This is a genomic window from Streptomyces sp. NPDC021012 (assembly GCF_044333355.1).
Classification (GTDB): Bacteria; Actinomycetota; Actinomycetes; order Streptomycetales; family Streptomycetaceae; genus Streptomyces.
The window spans coordinates 523,677-539,294 of sequence record NZ_JBIRQU010000003.1; the positions used below are offsets into that span (position 1 = coordinate 523,677).

13 protein-coding genes are annotated in these 15,618 nt (G+C 73.2%); 5 read left to right on the plus strand and 8 right to left on the minus strand.

From position 1 onward, the window contains the following. Positions 1-21: 21 nt before the first annotated feature. Genes ACH4TP_RS12245 through ACH4TP_RS12255 form a run of 3 tightly spaced genes read right to left on the minus strand, consistent with a single transcriptional unit; the run spans position 22 to position 4,130 of the window. Positions 22-951 (minus strand): LysR family transcriptional regulator, encoded by a 930-nt coding sequence (locus ACH4TP_RS12245; protein ID WP_389231047.1) that lies wholly within the window; start codon positions 949-951, stop codon positions 22-24. 48 nt (positions 952-999) lie between these two features. Further along, a complete protein-coding gene (gene fdhD, locus ACH4TP_RS12250; RefSeq protein WP_398187365.1) occupies positions 1,000-1,836 on the minus strand; it encodes a formate dehydrogenase accessory sulfurtransferase FdhD in 837 nt (278 codons plus the stop codon). Continuing rightward, positions 1,824-4,130, minus strand: coding sequence for an FdhF/YdeP family oxidoreductase (locus tag ACH4TP_RS12255; RefSeq protein ID WP_398437360.1), 2,307 nt, complete (start codon positions 4,128-4,130; stop codon positions 1,824-1,826). The genes fdhD and ACH4TP_RS12255 overlap by 13 nt, the downstream gene beginning before the upstream one ends. Before the next feature lie 211 nt (positions 4,131-4,341). Here ACH4TP_RS12255 and ACH4TP_RS12260 point away from each other — a divergent pair, with 211 nt between their 5' ends. Next, entirely contained in the window at positions 4,342-6,117 is a 1,776-nt protein-coding gene (locus tag ACH4TP_RS12260) for an FUSC family protein (protein ID WP_398437361.1), read from the plus strand. Between the two features lie 7 nt (positions 6,118-6,124). Here the strand turns inward: ACH4TP_RS12260 and ACH4TP_RS12265 are convergent, their stop codons facing one another. After that, positions 6,125-8,449 carry an FdhF/YdeP family oxidoreductase gene (locus ACH4TP_RS12265; RefSeq protein ID WP_398437364.1) on the minus strand — a complete coding sequence of 775 codons (2,325 nt, stop codon included), beginning with the start codon at positions 8,447-8,449 and terminating at the stop codon, positions 6,125-6,127. 219 nt (positions 8,450-8,668) lie between these two features. Between ACH4TP_RS12265 and ACH4TP_RS12270 the strand changes: the two genes are divergently transcribed. Genes ACH4TP_RS12270 through ACH4TP_RS12280 form a run of 3 tightly spaced genes read left to right on the plus strand, consistent with a single transcriptional unit; the run spans position 8,669 to position 11,112 of the window. Beyond that, on the plus strand, positions 8,669-9,658 hold the full coding sequence (locus ACH4TP_RS12270) for a Dyp-type peroxidase (protein ID WP_398437367.1): 990 nt from the start codon (positions 8,669-8,671) through the stop codon (positions 9,656-9,658). Then, positions 9,655-10,470, plus strand: a complete 816-nt coding sequence (locus tag ACH4TP_RS12275) for a family 1 encapsulin nanocompartment shell protein (protein WP_398437369.1) — start codon at positions 9,655-9,657, stop codon at positions 10,468-10,470. Before ACH4TP_RS12270 ends, ACH4TP_RS12275 begins: the two co-directional genes overlap by 4 nt. A gap of 3 nt (positions 10,471-10,473) precedes the next feature. Next, positions 10,474-11,112, plus strand: a complete 639-nt coding sequence (locus tag ACH4TP_RS12280; RefSeq protein ID WP_389231068.1) for a DUF1345 domain-containing protein — start codon at positions 10,474-10,476, stop codon at positions 11,110-11,112. Between the two features lie 12 nt (positions 11,113-11,124). On the opposite strand, the gene ACH4TP_RS12285 is transcribed toward ACH4TP_RS12280, so the two are convergent. From ACH4TP_RS12285 to ACH4TP_RS12295, 3 genes are all read right to left on the minus strand, one after another. Further along, positions 11,125-11,952 carry a hypothetical protein gene (locus tag ACH4TP_RS12285; protein WP_398437370.1) on the minus strand — a complete coding sequence of 276 codons (828 nt, stop codon included), beginning with the start codon at positions 11,950-11,952 and terminating at the stop codon, positions 11,125-11,127. Between the two features lie 4 nt (positions 11,953-11,956). Further along, positions 11,957-12,421 (minus strand): GreA/GreB family elongation factor, encoded by a 465-nt coding sequence (locus ACH4TP_RS12290; protein WP_398437372.1) that lies wholly within the window; start codon positions 12,419-12,421, stop codon positions 11,957-11,959. A 70-nt stretch (positions 12,422-12,491) separates the two neighbouring features. Continuing rightward, on the minus strand, positions 12,492-13,736 hold the full coding sequence (locus tag ACH4TP_RS12295; RefSeq protein WP_398187388.1) for a serine hydrolase domain-containing protein: 1,245 nt from the start codon (positions 13,734-13,736) through the stop codon (positions 12,492-12,494). Positions 13,737-13,883: 147 nt separating this feature from the next. Here ACH4TP_RS12295 and ACH4TP_RS12300 point away from each other — a divergent pair, with 147 nt between their 5' ends. Continuing rightward, the gene (locus tag ACH4TP_RS12300; RefSeq protein ID WP_389231078.1) at positions 13,884-14,531 is read left to right on the plus strand and encodes a 1,4-alpha-glucan branching protein; all 648 of its coding nucleotides are present in this window, start codon (positions 13,884-13,886) and stop codon (positions 14,529-14,531) included. Between the two features lie 11 nt (positions 14,532-14,542). On the opposite strand, the gene ACH4TP_RS12305 is transcribed toward ACH4TP_RS12300, so the two are convergent. Then, positions 14,543-15,616 (minus strand): trypsin-like serine peptidase, encoded by a 1,074-nt coding sequence (locus ACH4TP_RS12305; RefSeq protein WP_398437374.1) that lies wholly within the window; start codon positions 15,614-15,616, stop codon positions 14,543-14,545. Positions 15,617-15,618 lie beyond the last annotated feature (2 nt).

The window sequence follows — 15,618 nt, forward strand, 5'->3', positions numbered from 1 at the left end:
CCGTACGGACCTCCCGGGAGCTCAGCGCGGTACGGAGTCCCCCGGGAGCCGGTCCAGGGCGGCGGCGACATCGGTGCGGCCCGCGACCTCCCGGAGCGCGCGGGCCATCACGGACTCCGGCTCCCGGACGACCGTCACCAGACCGACCGGCACCGACCGCGCCGGCTCGGCCATCGGCACCGCCCGCATGCCGTGCGGCACCCCGAAGACGTGCAGCCAGGCATGCGGCACGATGCCGGCCCAGCGGCCGGTCCGCACATGGGCGAAGAGCGCCGCCACCGAGTCGGTCTCCACCCGCGGGGAGGGCCGCACGCCCGCCTCGGCGAACAGCCCGTCCAGGACCTGGCGCCCCTGCATGGTCCCGGTCAGCAGACAGAGCGGCAGCCGCGAGGCCTCCGCCCAGGTCGCCGTCGTCCGGTGCGCCGGGGCGTCGGCGGCGCCGGTGAGGAGCACGTACCGCTCCTCGTACAGCGGAACGGCCCGGAAGTTCTCCGGCAGCCCGTTGTGCAGATACGTCACTCCGGCGTCGATCTCGAAGTCCCGCAGCTGCCGCAGCACGTCCTCCGCCCGCAGGTCCGTCGCCACCTCCACGGTCACCAGCGGATGCGCCAGGCAGAACGGCGCCGTGAGCAGGGCGACCGCGCCGGACGCCGTCGGCACCGAACCGATCCGTATCCGGCCGCTCAGCCCCGTGCGCAGCGCGCCGACCTCGCTCTTGAGGGCGTCGCGGTCGGCAAGCAGACGCTGCGCCCACACCACGATCCGCTCGCCCTCGGGCGTGAGGCCCTCGTACCGGCGGCCGCGCAGGACCAGCGGGACGCCGAGCTCCTCCTCCAGCTTCCGGACCGCCTCCGAGAGGGCGGGCTGGGAGACGTGGCAGGCCTGGGCGGCGCGGGCGAAGTGACGCTCCCGCGAGAGGGCGACCAGGTACTCGAGTTGGCGGAACAGCACCCCACGGGTCTACCCGACCGCCCGCCCGAACGCCAATCGGCACCGCCGTCAGCCGACGGGCCCGGCCTCCAGCCGGTCGTCGCCGCAGTAGACGTTCATCGACGTCCCGCGCAGGAAACCGACCAGCGTCAGACCGCTCTCCGCGGCGAGGTCCACGGCCAGCGAGGAGGGCGCCGACACGGCCGCGAGCAGCGGGATCCCGGCCATCACCGCCTTCTGCACCAGCTCGAAGGAGGCCCGGCCGCTCACCATCAGCACCGTCCCCCGCAGCGGAAGCAGCCCCTCCCGCAGGGCGTGCCCGACGACCTTGTCCACGGCGTTGTGCCGGCCGACGTCCTCCCGCAGGCACAGCAGCTCGCCCCCGGCCGAGAAGAGACCGGCCGCGTGCAGCCCGCCGGTGCTGTCGAAGACCTTCTGCGCCGCCCGCAGCCGGTCGGGGAGCGCCGTCAGGACCTCGGGCCCCACGCGCAGCGGGTCCTCGGCGACGGACCAGGCGGCCGTGGTCCGCACCGCGTCCAGGCTCGCCTTGCCGCACAGACCGCAGGAGGAGGTCGTGTAGAAGTTCCGCTCCAGGGACGCGTCGGGGGCGGCCACCCCGGGCGCGAGGACGACGTCGACCACGTTGTACGTGTTGCCCCCGTCGGAGGTGGCGCCCGCGCAGTACCGGATCCCGGCCACGTCCCCGGCCGCGCGCACCACGCCCTCGCTCACCAGGAAACCGGCGGCCAGGTCGAAGTCGTCGCCCGGGGTGCGCATCGTCACGGTCAGCGGGCGGCCGCCGACCCGGATCTCCATCGGCTCCTCGGCGGCGAGGGTGTCGGGGCGGTACGCGGAGCCGCCCTCCCGCACGCGCAGCACGCGCCGCCGCCGGGTCACGCGTCCCATCGGGCGCTCCGTCCGTCGGCCGGTTCGAGGCGGACCACGACGCCCTTGGACGTCGGGCAGTTGCTGATGTCGGCGACGCTGTCGAGCGGCACCAGGACGTTGGTCTCCGGGTAGTACGCCGCCGCGGAACCCCGGCTCGCGGGGTACGCGACCACCCGGAAGCCCTCCGCGCGCCGCTCCCGCCCGTCGTGCCAGACGCTCACCAGGTCCACGAGCTGGCGGTCCTGGAGTCCGAGGGCGTCGAGGTCGGCCGGGTTGACCATGACCACCCGGCGGGCGTCGTGGATGCCGCGGTAGCGGTCGTTCGGCGCGTACCAGACGGTGTTCCACTGGTCGTGCGAGCGCAGCGTCTGCAGCAGCAGGTGCCCCTCGGGGACGTGCGGCATCGTGAACGCGTTGCACGTGAAGACGGCCTTGCCGCTCGGGGTGGGGAAGACCCCGGAGTTCACCGGATTGGGCAGGTGGAAGCCGCCCGGCCGGGCCACGCGCGCGTTGAAGTCCTCGAAGCCGGGCACGACCCGGGAGATCCGGTCCCGGACGGCGCCGTAGTCCCGCTCGAACTCCTCCCAGGGGACGGCGGGTTCGTCACCGAGGGTCGCGCGCGCGAGACGCGCGACGATCGCGACCTCGCTGAGCAGGTCGGGGGAGGCGGGCGGCAGCTTCCCCCGGGAGGCGTGGACGTCGCTCATGGAGTCCTCGACGGTCACGAACTGCTCGACGCCGCCCTGCACGTCCCGGTCGCTGCGGCCCAGCGTGGGCAGGATCAGGGCGGTCTCGCCGCAGACCGTGTGGGAGCGGTTGAGCTTGGTGGAGACGTGCGCGGTGAGCCGGCAGCCCCGCATCGCCTCCTCCGTGACCGCGCTGTCGGGGGTGGCCCGTACGAAGTTCCCGGCGACGCCCAGGAAGACCTTCGCGCGCCCCTCGCGCATGGCGCGGATGCCGTTCACCGCGTCCAGGCCGTGGTGGGTCGGCGGGGTGAATCCGAACTCCTTCTCCAGGGCGTCGAGGAACCCCTGCGGCATCCGCTCCCACACGCCCATCGTGCGGTCGCCCTGCACGTTGCTGTGGCCGCGCACCGGGCACACGCCCGCGCCGGGCCTGCCGATGTTGCCGCGCGCCAGGAGGAAGTTGACGACCTCCCGGATGGTGGGGACGCCGTGCTTGTGCTGGGTGAGGCCCATCGCCCAGCACACGATGATCCGCTCGCTGCGCAGGACCCGCTCGAAGACCTCCTGGATCTCCTCGCGGGACAGCCCCGTCGCCGTCAGGACGTCCTCCCAGGACACCTTCCGCGCGTGCTCGGCGAACTCGGCGAAGCCGGTCGTGTTCCGCTCGATGAAGCCGCGGTCGAGGACGGTGCCCGGCGCGGCGTCCTCGGCCTCCACCAGGAGCCGGTTCAGGGCCTGGAAGAGGGCGAGGTCGCCGCCGGCGCGGATGTGCAGGAACTGGTCGGCGATCGGCGTGCCGCGGCCGATGATCCCGCGGACCTTCTGCGGGTGCTTGAAGCGCATGAGCCCGGCCTCGGGCAGCGTGTTCACGGCCACGACCTGCCCGCCGTTGCGCTTGGTCTCCTCCAGGGCCGACAGCATCCGGGGATGGTTGGTGCCCGGGTTCTGCCCCACGACGAAGACCAGGTCGGAGTGGTGGATGTCGTCCAGGGAGACGCTGCCCTTGCCGATGCCCAGCGTCTGGGACAGCGCGGAACCGCTGGACTCGTGGCACAGGTTGGAGCAGTCCGGCAGGTTGTTCGTGCCGTAGGCGCGCGCGAAGAGCTGGAGGAGGAACGCGGCCTCGTTGTTCAGCCGGCCGGAGACGTAGAAGAGGGCCTCGTCGGGGGAGTCGAGCGCCTTCAGCTCGCCGGCGAGCAGCCCGAGCGCCTCGTCCCAGCCGATCGGCTCGTAGTGCGTCGCGCCCGGCCGCTTCACCATCGGCTCGGTGAGCCGGCCCTGCTGGTTGAGCCAGTAGTCGGACCTGCCGCCGAGCTCCGCGATCGAGTGCTCGCGGAAGAAGTCCCGGGTGACGCGCCGCGAGGTGGCCTCGTCGTTGATGTGCTTGGCGCCGTTCTCGCAGTACTCGTTCCTGTGCCGCCGGCCCGGCGCGGGCTCCGGCCACGCGCAGCCCGGGCAGTCGATGCCCTCGGGCTGGTTGATGTTCAGCAGCGTCAGCGCGGTGCGCCGCGGGGACGTCTGGCCCAGGGAGTACTCCAGGGCGTGCGTCACGGCGGGAAGGCCCGTCGCCCAGGTCTTCGGCGGGGTGACCCGCAGGTCGTCGACCGGGTCCTCGATGGCGCTCATGCTCGGGTCCGCCTCATTTCCTCGCGAATATCGGATTCTGGCCGCAGAGCAGATTCGACCCCCGTTCGGAGCAAAGTCAAAGAGATGTTCTCGATGACCTGATAGGTGGCACCTATCAGGTCGCCGACGAGTGCTTTATCGGAGATGTGTATCGCGCGATCGGAAATGCCTCTTTGACTTGCGCGGAGAATGCGCCGAGGGTGATCGGGCCATGAATTCCTGTCGTCGTACACCACGGCGTGCGGCCGCCCGTCTGGGGCGGGCGCTCTCCCCGAGGGGCGCGCTCGCCCTCCAGAGCGTGGACGGAGCGCTGTCCTTCGCGCTGCGCGCCGCGCTCGCCATGGCGCTGCCCGCGCTGCCGCTGGCGCTCACCGGCCGCGCGGACCAGGCCGTCTACACGATGCTGGGATCCTTCACCACCACCTTCGGCCGCAATCTGCCCTACGCGCGCCGCGCCCGCGTGCTCGCCGTCGTCGCCGTCGCGATGACCGCGTGCGTGGCCTGCGGCGCGGCGCTCGCCGCCTGGGCGCACCCCAGGGACGGGGGCGCGGGCGCCGCCGTGACCGTCGTGGCCACGGCCCTGGTGGCCGGTCTGGCGAAGTTCGCCTGCGACGCGGCCCGGCTGAGCGGGCTCGGCGCGGTGCTGCTGCTGTTCTCCTTCGCGGTGGCGGCCAACGGCGCCTCGGCCCCCGCCGACGTCCTGCCCCGGGCCGGCCTGGCCGCCTGCGGCGCGGCCGTCGCCTGGGCCCTGGCCGTGGCGGGCCGGCTCGTGCACCCGGACCGCCCGCAGCGGCTCGCCGTCGCCGCCGCCCTGCGCGAACTCGCCGACCTGTGGGACGCGAGCGGCACGCGGGGCCCCGGCCGTCCCGTACGGCACCGGGCGACCGCCGCGGTCCTCCAGGCGTACCGCACGCTCGGCGTCCTGCCCCCGTCCGGCGCCGACCGGAGCGGCCGGGGCGACACCTGCGTCCGCCTCACGGACCTCGCCTGGGCGCTGCTCGTCGGTTCCGCCCGCCGCCCGCCGGACGACCCCACCGGTCTGGCCCGGGCGCTGCGCCGCCAGGTCCGCCTGCTCGTCAGCCGCCGCCTGCGGGCCCCGCGCCTCCTGCCCGAACTGGCGCTCCCGGCCCTGATCGCCCAGTCCGGAATGCTCGCCCGGCCCGACGGCCCCGCCGGCACCGGGGTGTCAGGACCCGGGCCGGTCCCGGCGGACCCCACCACCCTGCGCGCCGCCGGGCTCCGGGCCGCCGCCCTGGTGACGGGACCGGCCCACGGCCGCGCGGCGGTCCTCCTCGTACCGGCCCTGCGGATGGTCCTCGGCACCGGCCTCGCGGGCGGCACGGCCCTCCTCCTGGGCCTCGGGCACGGCTACTGGGCGGCGATCTCCGCCGCCGCCGTCCTCCACTCGGTCAACGTGCGGACGGCGGCCCAGCGGGCCGTCCAGCGCACCCTGGGCACGGTCGCCGGCCTCCTGCTCGCCCTCGGCGTCCTCGGCCTGGGCCCCGGGCCGGTGACGCTCGTCCTCGTGATCGTCCTGTTCGAGTTCCTCCTGGAGTACGTCGTCGCCCGCAACTACGGGCTCGGCGTCGTCTTCCTCACCCCGCTGGCCCTGCTCCTGACCGACCTGGCCGCGCCCGCGCCCGCCGGGGCCCTCGTGCAGGACCGGGCGCTGAGCAGCGCGCTCGGGGTCGGCATCGGGCTCGGCTGCGCGCTGATCGTGGTCCACGACCGGGCGGCGGTCCGGGCGGAACGCGCGCTCGCCGCCTGCGCGGAGGCCTCGGAGCGGGCCGAACGCGCCCTGGAGGAGGGGGCCGTGCGCGCGTTCCCGCTCGTCCAGACGCGCCTGGCGGCGGCCGCGGTGGAGCTGCGGGAGGCCGACGACGCCGCGGCGGGGGAGCTCTGGCCGGCCGAGATCGACCCCACCGAGCTCGCCGCCGCCGAACGGCGCGCCTACCTCCTCCTGGACCGGCTGGTCCGCCAGGCGTGACGCACCGTCAGGAGGCGCGCTCGATCGTCACCTTGACGTGCTTCATGATCGGCTGATCGCTCTGGGTGCTGTAGTCGCCCAGGGCGCACAGCACGTTCATCTCCGGCATGTAACCGGCGGCGCAGCCGCGCGGGATGTCGTACGGGACGGCGAGATAGCCTTTCAGGTGCCGCCGGCTGCCGTCCTTCGCGGTGCTCGTGATGTCGACGGTGCCCATGTCGGTGATCCCGCGCTCGCGCATGTCCGCCCGGTTCATGAAGACGAGCGTGCGGCAGTTCTTGATGCCCCGGTAGCGGTCGTTGTCGGAGTAGATGGTGGTGTTCCACTGGTCGTGGGAGCGCATGGTGCCGAGCGCCAGGGTGCCGGGGGCGGGCACCACGTCGGGCAGTTCGGCGGCGGAGAACTCGGCGCGCCCGGACGGGGTCAGGAAGACGAGCTCGCGGGCGGGCTGCTTGATGCGGAAGCCCAGCGGCAGCCGTACGCGCCGGTTGAAGTCCTCGAAGCCGTCGAGCGCGCGGGCCATGGTGTCCCGGATGCGGTCGTAGTCCTCGACGTACCACTCCCAGGGCGTGGCGCTGTCGGGGAGCGCGGCGCGCGCCATGCCGGCGACGATGGCCGGCTCGGAGAGCAGGTGCGGCGAGGCCGGCTTCTTCATGCCGATCGACAGGTGCACCATGCTCATCGAGTCCTCGACCGAGGTGCTCTGGATCCCCTTGCGCTGGTGGTCCTTCTCGGTCCGGCCGAGGCAGGGCAGGATGAGGGCCTGCCGGCCGTGCACGATGTGGCTGCGGTTGAGCTTGGTGCTGACCTGGACGGTGAGCTCGCAGGCGCGCAGCGCCTCGTAGGTGTACGGGGTGTCGGGGGCGGCGAGCGCGAAGTTGCCGCCCATGCCGACGAAGACCTTGATCTCGCCCTCGCGCATGGCCTTGATGCTCGCGACGGTGTCCTTGCCGTGCGCGCGCGGGGGTTCGATCGAGCAGACCTCGGCGAGCCGGTCCAGGAACTCCGTACCGGGGCGGTGGTCGATGCCGCAGGTGCGGTTGCCCTGGACGTTGCTGTGGCCGCGTACGGGGGAGGGTCCGGCGCCCTCCCGGCCGAGGTTGCCGCGGAGCAGCAGCAGGTTGACGATCTCCCGCACGGTGTCGACGCCGTGCTCGTGCTGGGTGATGCCGAGGCACCAGCTGACGATGGAGCGGTCGGCCTCCCCGTACACGCGCGCGGCCTTGAGGATGTCGGCCCGGCTCAGCCCGGACTGCCGTTCGAGCTCCTCCCACGGGGTGGCCTCGCACAGCGCGCGGTACTCCTCGAAACCCGAGGTGTGGCGCTCGATGAACTCCCGGTCCAGTGCCTTCGGATCGGTCGACGAGGCCTCCAGGACCGCCTTCGCCATGCCGCGTACGAGCGCCATGTCGCCGCCGATGCGCGGCTGGAGGTTGAGCGTGCTGGTCCTCGTCGTCTTGAACAGGGCCATGTCCGTGAAGTCGTGCGGGACGATGGTGCGGGTGGCGGCGGCCTCGACGAGCGGGTTGACGTGCACGATCTGCGCGCCGCGGTGGTACGCCTCGGCGAGGGCGGTGAGCATCCGGGGCGCGTTCGAGGCGGCGTTCACGCCGAAGACGAACAGCGCGTCGGCGGTCTGCCAGTCCTGGAGGTCGACCGTGCCCTTGCCGGTGCCCAGGGAGGCCTGGAGGGCGCGGCCGCTGGCCTCGTGGCACATGTTGGAGCAGTCGGGCAGGTTGTTGGTGCCCAGCTCGCGGGCCATCAGCTGGTAGAGGAAGGTGGCCTCGTTGCCGAGCCTTCCCGAGGTGTAGAACGTGGCCTGGTTCGGGTCGTCCAGACCGCGCAGGGTGCGGCCGACGAGCGCGAAGGCGTCCTTCCAGCTGATCGGCACGTAGTGGTCCGACTTCGCGTCGTAGACCATCGGCTCGGTGAGGCGGCCCTCGTTCTCCAGGTCGTAGTCGCTCCACCCGGCGAGCTCCGTCACCGAGTGGGCGGCGAAGAACTCGCGCCCGACCCGCTTGCGGGTCATCTCCCAGGTGACGTGCTTGATGCCGTTCTCGCAGATGTCCAGGTGGAGGCCCTTGGTGTCGTCGGGCCAGGCGCAGCCGGGGCAGTCGAAGCCGGTGTTCTCGTGGTTCATCCGCATGATCGCGCGCGGGCCGTCGACCAGCGCGCCCTCGCGCACGAGGAAGTTCGTCACGCTCTTCGCGGCGCCCCAGCCCGCGGCCGGGTGGTGGTACGGACGGAATTCCGGTTCGCCCCGGGGGGCCGGGCCCACCTGGGGTTCGCGCTCGTCCTGGGCGGCGGTGTTCTCGTCCTGTTCGGTGCTCAAGGCGCTTCACCCTCTCGCCCTGCGGACGCATGGGCATGGTGGGACGGAAAGCCCCCTCCGGGCAGGCTAAGCCCGCTGTCCGGCACCTGCCACCCCACACCGGAGGGGCCGCGTCCGGCTGCGCCGCGGCTCGCCGGAGGGCCCGCGCCGGGCTGCGTACCGGATCATGCGCACCTACGCTGGCGCTGTCCCTTTCGTGCCGTTTTCCCTGGGAGCGTCATGGTCGTACCCCAGTCCGTCGTCGCCCCGCCCTCGCGGGCTGCCGTCTTCCTGGTGGCCACCGTGAACCCGGGCGGCGAGACCGTGGTGCGGGAGGCGCTCCAGGACCTGACGGGACTGACCCGCTCGGTGGCGTTCCGTCACCCCGAGGCGTACCTCACCTGCGTCGCCGGCATCGGCTCCGAGGGATGGGACCGGCTCGTCGGCGGCCCCCGCCCCCGCGAGCTGCACCCCTTCCCGCCCCTGAGCGGCCCCCGTCACCGCGCCCCCGCCACCCCCGGCGACCTGCTCTTCCACCTGCGGGCCCGGCGCCCGGACCTCTGCTTCGAACTGGCCCGGCACATCGTGGCCGCCCTGGGCGGCGCGGTGACCGTCGTCGACGAGGTGCACGGCTTCGGGTACTTCGACGACCGCGACCTGCTCGGCTTCGTCGACGGCAGCGAGAACCCCGAGGGCGTGACGGCGGCCGAAGCGGTCCACATCGGCGACGAGGACCCGGACTTCCGGGGCGGCAGCTATGTGCTCGTGCAGAAGTACGTGCACGACATGGCGGCCTGGGACGCGCTCACCGTCGAGCAGCAGGAGCACGTCATCGGGCGCGGCAAGGGATCGAACATCGAGATGTCCGACGACGTCAAGCCCCCGGACTCGCACGTCGCCCTGAACACGGTCACCGACGAGAACGGCGTCCAGCAGCAGATCTTCCGCGCCAACATGCCCTTCGGACGGGTCGGCACCGGCGAGTTCGGCACCTACTTCATCGGCTACGCGCGCACCCCCGCCGTCACCGAGCGGATGCTCCGCAACATGTTCCTCGGGGATCCCCCCGGCACCACCGACCGCATCCTCGACTTCTCCCGGGCCGTGACCGGCGGCCTCTTCTTCGTGCCGAGCGCCGGCCTCCTCGACGACCTCCCCGCCCCGCCGGCGGCCGCGGCCCCCGGGGAGACCCTGGGCATCGGCAGCCTGAAAGGAGCCCTGGCCCCATGACGTCCCCCGAGTCCCGCAGCAACCTCCACCGCGAACTCGCCCCGATCACCGCCGCCGCGTGGGCCGAGATCGAGGAGGAGGCCCGCCGCACCTTCCGCCGCAACGTCGCGGGCCGCCGCGTCGTCGACGTCCCCGACCCGGCGGGACCCGAGCTCGCCGCCGTCGGCACCGGCCACCTCTCCGAGCTGGCCGCACCCGCCCCCGGCGTGACGGCACGGCTGCGCGAGGCGCGGCCCCTCGTCGAACTCAGGGTGCCGTTCACCGTCGACCGGGCCGCCGTCGACGACGTCGAGCGCGGCTCGAAGGACTCCGACTGGCAGCCCGTCAAGGACGCCGCCCGCGCCCTGGCGCTCATCGAGGACCGCATGGTCTTCGAGGGGTACGAGGCCGCCGGGGTCGAAGGACTGCGCGGCCGCAGCTCCAACCCGGTGCTGCGGCTGCCCGCCGAGCCCCGCGACTACCCCGACGCGGTCAGCCGGGCCCTCACCTCCCTGCGGCTCGCCGGCGTCGACGGCCCGTACGCGCTGCTGCTCGGCGCCGACCAGTACCGGGCCGTCAGCGAGACCTCCGACCACGGCTATCCGATCGCGGCCCACCTCGCCCGGATGCTCGACGGCTCCCCGATCTGGGCGCCCGCCCTCGACGGCGGCTTCGTCCTCTCCACCCGGGGCGGCGACTTCGCGCTGCGCATCGGCCAGGACGTGGCCATCGGCTACACCTCGCACGACGCGGACAGCGTCGAGCTGTACCTCCAGGAGACCCTCACCTTCCTGGCCTACACGGACGAGGCCGTCGTCGTCCTGGAGCCCTGAGCCGTGCTCCGGTGGTTGTTCGGCGCCGTCCCCCGTCTGGCCGCGTCGGCGCTCGTGGGCGCGGCGACCGGCGCGGGGGTCGCGGCCGTGACCGACACACCGCTGGGCGTCCTCGCCGGCATCGCCACGGCCGAGACCCTCTTCGTCGTCAGCGGCTGGATCGCCCTGTGGCCCATGGACGCCGCCACGACCCACCGCAACGTCCGGCGCGAGGAGTTCCGGCCCTTCGTCGAGGAACTCCTCGTCGTCATGGCCTCCGTGTGCGGGCTCGTCGCCATCGTCGTGCTCCTCCTGGTCGGGCACACTGACCTGAGCCACGCGGCGGCTGCGACGGCGCTCTGCGGCGTCTTCATGGCCTGGGCGGCGCTCCACCTCACGTACGCCACCCGGTACGCGTACCTCTACTACGCACTGAAACCCGGCGGCGGCATCGACTTCAACTCCCAGGCCCCGCCGAAGTACAGCGACTTCCTCTACTTCAGCTTCAACCTCGGCATGACCTACCAGGTCTCCGACACCAGTGTCTCCAGCCCCACGGTCCGCTCGGTCGTCCTGCGGCACTGCCTGCTGTCGTACGTCTTCGGGGCGAGCATCCTGGCCACCACCATCAACCTGGTCTCCGGAATCGTCACGGGCCGGTGACCCGGCCCGGGGTCAGCTCCGCCACCACGGCTCGCGCACGTAGCGGCTCTCCTCGCCCACGCACCCGGAGCCGTTGGAGATCTGCTCCGAGTCCAGGTTCCAGCCGACGACGCCGTCGCCCTTGCGGCTCAGCTCGATCAGCCGGTCGCTCTCCGTCCGCACGCCGTCCGTGACCCGGCACTCGACGATCGACGTCCAGGCCTGCCCGTCGAGCGCCGACACGAACGCCAGGAACGGCAGCACGAGCACCGTCAGGGCCAGGGCCACCCACTGCTCGACGCCGGCGGCCCGGCGCAGCCACGAGGGCGGCCGGTAGCCGGGTTCGCGGGCGGTCCGCTCCCGCCCGTGCCGGTGGTGCGGCCGACGCCGGCCCGTGCGGTACTCCACGACCACGCCCTGCCGCAGCGCGAAGGCGGCGAGCCCCGTGGCGAGGCCCCACCACGGCCCGAAGAAACAGGCGTCGACGACCCCCACGGCGACCGGGTTGACCACCGTGAGCGCCGCCCGCCGCAGCGCCCCCGCCGGGCCGCTCCCGAGGGGGACCGCCCCGCGCGCGGCGAACAGGGCGAAGACCACGCGGGAGACGACGACGCCGAGCACCGACCCGAGGAGCGGGTCCGTGATCACCATGCCGATCAGGATGTCCGGCCAGTTCCCCGGCTCCATGCCGACCAGCACGTCCCGCACGGCGTCGCCGCCGCCGACCGTGTAGGCCAGCTTCGTGACCGGCACCGCGACGGCCAGCGCCACCAGGACGGTGTGCCCGGGACCGCCCTTGCGGTCGGTCTCCCGGATCTCCTCGCGGCCGGGCCCGGAGGCGGAGGCGGCGGTGTCCGGCACGCCGTCAGCCGAGCGAGAGCACGACCGCCGTCGTCCGGCCCTCGGGTGTGTCGTACGTGACGGTGTCCCCGGCTCGGTGGCCGAGCAGCGCCTTGCCGAGCGGGCTGTCGGCGGTCACCAGGGTCGCGTCCAGGGCGTTCGCGAGCTCGCCGATCCGGACGGTCGACTCGGTGCCGTCCGCGAACCGCACGGTCACGCTGCTGCCCACACCGACCGCGTCGGTGGACGGCGCCCCCGCGACGGCCCCCTCCCGGAGGCGGCCCTCGATCTCGGTGATGCGGGTGCCGAGCCGGTCGAGCTCGTCGGCCCGCTGCAACTCGTCGGCCTGGTCGGCCCGGTCGCCGACCTCGTCGCCGCCGCCGTCCCGCAGCGTGACGGCGACGGCCTCGCGCTCGGTGCGCAGATCGGCGAGCTCGCGCTCCAGCGCCTCGCGGGCGACGGCGCTGAGGGGCTCGGGTCCACCGGTCATTGCTGCTCCCGATTCTGCGACGGCACGGATGCGTGCCTGGGATCATTCAGGACAATTCGGAGATTATCAGTCAGCTCCCGCTCGGACTCGGCTTGGGCTCCACCACCGGGATGTCGAAGACGTGGCCCGGGGTCACGATGCGGGTGATGGCCTGCCCGAAGAGCGTGCTGGGTTCGTTGCCGTCGTGCAGCACGTCCGTGTTGAGGAGGACGACCAGGGTGGCCTTCGCCTCCGGCAGGTAGATCGTGAGCGACTCGTAGCCCGGCAGGGAGCCGTTGTGGCCGATCCAGCCCTGGATGTTGAAGATGCCGAGTCCGTAGCCCGCGCCGGGGATGCCCGAGGGGTACGTGCGCAGCCGCTCGGCCTGCGTCTTCGGTGTGAGCAGCGTCCCGGTCGCGACCACCCGGGCCCAGGTGCGCAGGTCCTGGAGGTCGGAGATCATCGCTCCGGCCGCCCAGCCCCAGGAGGGGTTCCAGTCGGTGGAGTCCTCCAGCTTCCCCGAGGCGGTCTGCTCGGTGTAGCCGTGGGCGTGCGGGCTCGGGAACGCGGCGTCCGTCGGGAACACCGTGTGGCGCAGTCCGGCCGGTTCGATCACGTTCTTCCGGACGAACTCGTCGAGGGGCGTCCCGCTGACCTTCTCCACGACGAGCCCGAGCAGGATCAGGTTCGTGTTGCAGTAGTCGAACTCGGCGCCCGGCTGGAACTGGATCGGGTGCTTGAAGGAGTACGCGAGCAACTCCTGCGGGGTGAAGGGCCGGTACGGATCGGACGTGAGCGCCTTGTAGAAGCCCTCGTCCGCCGAGTAGTTGAAGAGGCCGCTGCGCATGGACGCCAGGTTGCGCAGGGTGATGTGGTCGCCGTTCGGCACGCCGTCGACGTACTTCGAGATCGGGTCGTCGATGCTCACCTTGCCCCGGTCGGCCAGTTCGAGCAGGGCGGTCACCGTGAACGTCTTGGTCTCGCTGCCGATCCGCATGTAGAGCCCGGGGTCCATCGGCTGCCCCGTCGCCTTGTCCGCGACGCCGAAGGAGCGGATGTACGTGCCCTTGCCGGGCGCGGAGAGGCCCACCGTGACGCCCGGGACGCCGGTCTCCTTCATCACGTCCTGGACCGCCCGGTCCAGGCGGGCGGCGACGGCCGGGGTGAGCTCAGGGAAGCCCGCGTCCGCCGACGGGGAGGGATCCGCCGCCACGAGGGCGGCGGGACCGGGAGGTCCGGCGGCGAAGGCCGTACCCGCGCCGACGGGGGCGACGAGGATCCCCAGGGCCGCGAACGCCACGCAGACGCGCCGGATCCGGGTGTGCGAGTACCTCACGGCGGGCCTCCTGCCGGCCGGGGACAACACCTCTTCTCCAGGCTAGGACGGCGTGGACGCCCCCGCAGCGCGACCCGGCCCGTCTGTTAGGTTGCGGATCTCCGGCCCCGGGTTTCTTCGCCCAGGTCAGAGAGGGAGATACGCACGATGGCCGTCATCCACCACACCACGATGCAGCCCACCAAGCTGGAGCTGCTCACCTCGTGGCTGCCCAGCCGCACCTGGTACACCGGCGGGGCCGACGCGCCGAGCCCGGCCAAGGCGGGCGGCTTCCGGCTCGACGACCCGGCGGGCGAGGTCGGCATCGAGTTCATGGCGGTCGCCGACGGCACCGGTCCGGACGCGGTCGCCTACCTGGTCCCGATGACCTACCGCGGCGCGCCCCTGGAGGGCGCCGAGCACGCCCTCATCGGCACCTCCGAGCACGGTGTCCTCGGCACCCGCTGGATCTACGACGGCACCCACGACCCGGTGCTCGTCGCCCAGTTGTACGCCCTGCTCGCCGGCCGCGCCGAGGCCCAGCACCAGAACGTCGACGACACGACCGACCCCACCGTCACCGCCTCCCTCGCCCCCGCCGGCGCGGACGCGGAGCTCGTACGGGTCGAGGAAGGCCCCGACCACACCGACGTGGTCGTACGGGAGGCGGGCGCGGCCGCGCCGCTGACGCTCCGGATCCGGCGCGTCCTGCGCCCCGGCGAGGACGGCGGACCGGGCCGCGGCCGGGTCACGGCCGAGTGGCGCCTCGCCGACGGCACCGCCGCCCGCGGCGCGTACGCCGTCGCCCTCGCCTAACAGGGCGCGGCTCAGACCCAGTTGACCTCCGCCTTCGCGAGCAGCGGGTCCTCGAGGAGCTCCCAGAGCGGGACGGCGAAGTTCCCCGTGCGGTAGCGGCCGCCGTAGTGCAGCCCGAGGACCCGGTGGTCGGCGAGGTCGAACACCGGGGAGCCGCTGTTGCCGCCGAGGGTCGAGCAGTCGTGCTTCATCACCAGACCGCCGGGGGTGAACTCGGTGGCCATGCCCGGCTGGAGCCGCTTCACGTTGTAGACGTCCATGAAGATCCGGCGCATCGACTCGGGCTCGTTGCGCCGGCCGTCCCAGGCCGGATAGCCGATCACGTACACCGGGCGGCCCGGCAGGTCCGCCGGCGCGTCCGCCGCGACCGCGAGCGGCGCCGGCAGGCCGTCCTCCGACACGGGCTCGACCCGCAGCAGCGCCATGTCGACGTCGGGGTGGACGCCGATGACGTCGGTGATCTCGTACGGCACCGAGGACCCGGGCGGCGCACCCTCGACGGGCAGCTCCTCCGCCGGGTCGACCCGCGCCGACATGCCGAACTCCAGGGCCCAGCGCTCGCCCTCCAGGCGGGTGAACTCCGCCGCCACATGACGGTTCGTCATCGCCGTGCGCGGGCCGACCAGGAAGGCCGTGCCGATCCAGTCCAGGCTGGGATGCCCGGTGACCTCGACCCGGCCGACCCGCAGGAGCGACTCCCGGATCGCGGGCCGCTGCGGCTCCAGGACCGCCCACTCGTCGCGCTGCGGGGCGAAGTCCTGCCGCTGGACCAGGATCGCCGGCCGGCCCTCCAGGAGGACGATCGCCTCCACCCCGAAGGTCTCGTCCCCGTCGAGCTCGTCCTCGCGGTGCCCGGCCAGCTTCTCCAGGCCGCTGACCCCGGCCTCCAGGACGCGGGCCCGCTCCTCGCGGGCGAAGCGGGAGATCTCGGCCGCCGGCGCCACCTCGGCGGGCAGTTCGAGCGCGGACTCGGCGATCTCCGCCTCCAGCTCCGCGCGCACCCGCGCGGCCACCTCCCGCAGATCGCCGAAGATCCGCTCCGCGCCGGTCGCCACCGGCGACACGCTCCGTGGTCCGTTCGGCATGG

What these genes read in the sequence shown, in the direction of transcription:
- ACH4TP_RS12290 (WP_398437372.1), bottom strand. Translation starts at nt 12,421, where the DNA reads ATGACCGGTGGACCCGAGCCCCTCAGCGCCGTCGCCCGCGAGGCGCTG.
- fdhD (WP_398187365.1), bottom strand. Translation starts at nt 1,836, where the DNA reads ATGGGACGCGTGACCCGGCGGCGGCGCGTGCTGCGCGTGCGGGAGGGC.
- ACH4TP_RS12260 (WP_398437361.1), top strand. Translation starts at nt 4,342, where the DNA reads ATGAATTCCTGTCGTCGTACACCACGGCGTGCGGCCGCCCGTCTGGGG.
- ACH4TP_RS12270 (WP_398437367.1), top strand. Translation starts at nt 8,669, where the DNA reads ATGGTCGTACCCCAGTCCGTCGTCGCCCCGCCCTCGCGGGCTGCCGTC.
- ACH4TP_RS12305 (WP_398437374.1), bottom strand. Translation starts at nt 15,616, where the DNA reads ATGCCGAACGGACCACGGAGCGTGTCGCCGGTGGCGACCGGCGCGGAG.
- ACH4TP_RS12255 (WP_398437360.1), bottom strand. Translation starts at nt 4,130, where the DNA reads ATGAGCGCCATCGAGGACCCGGTCGACGACCTGCGGGTCACCCCGCCG.
- ACH4TP_RS12275 (WP_398437369.1), top strand. Translation starts at nt 9,655, where the DNA reads ATGACGTCCCCCGAGTCCCGCAGCAACCTCCACCGCGAACTCGCCCCG.
- ACH4TP_RS12300 (WP_389231078.1), top strand. Translation starts at nt 13,884, where the DNA reads ATGGCCGTCATCCACCACACCACGATGCAGCCCACCAAGCTGGAGCTG.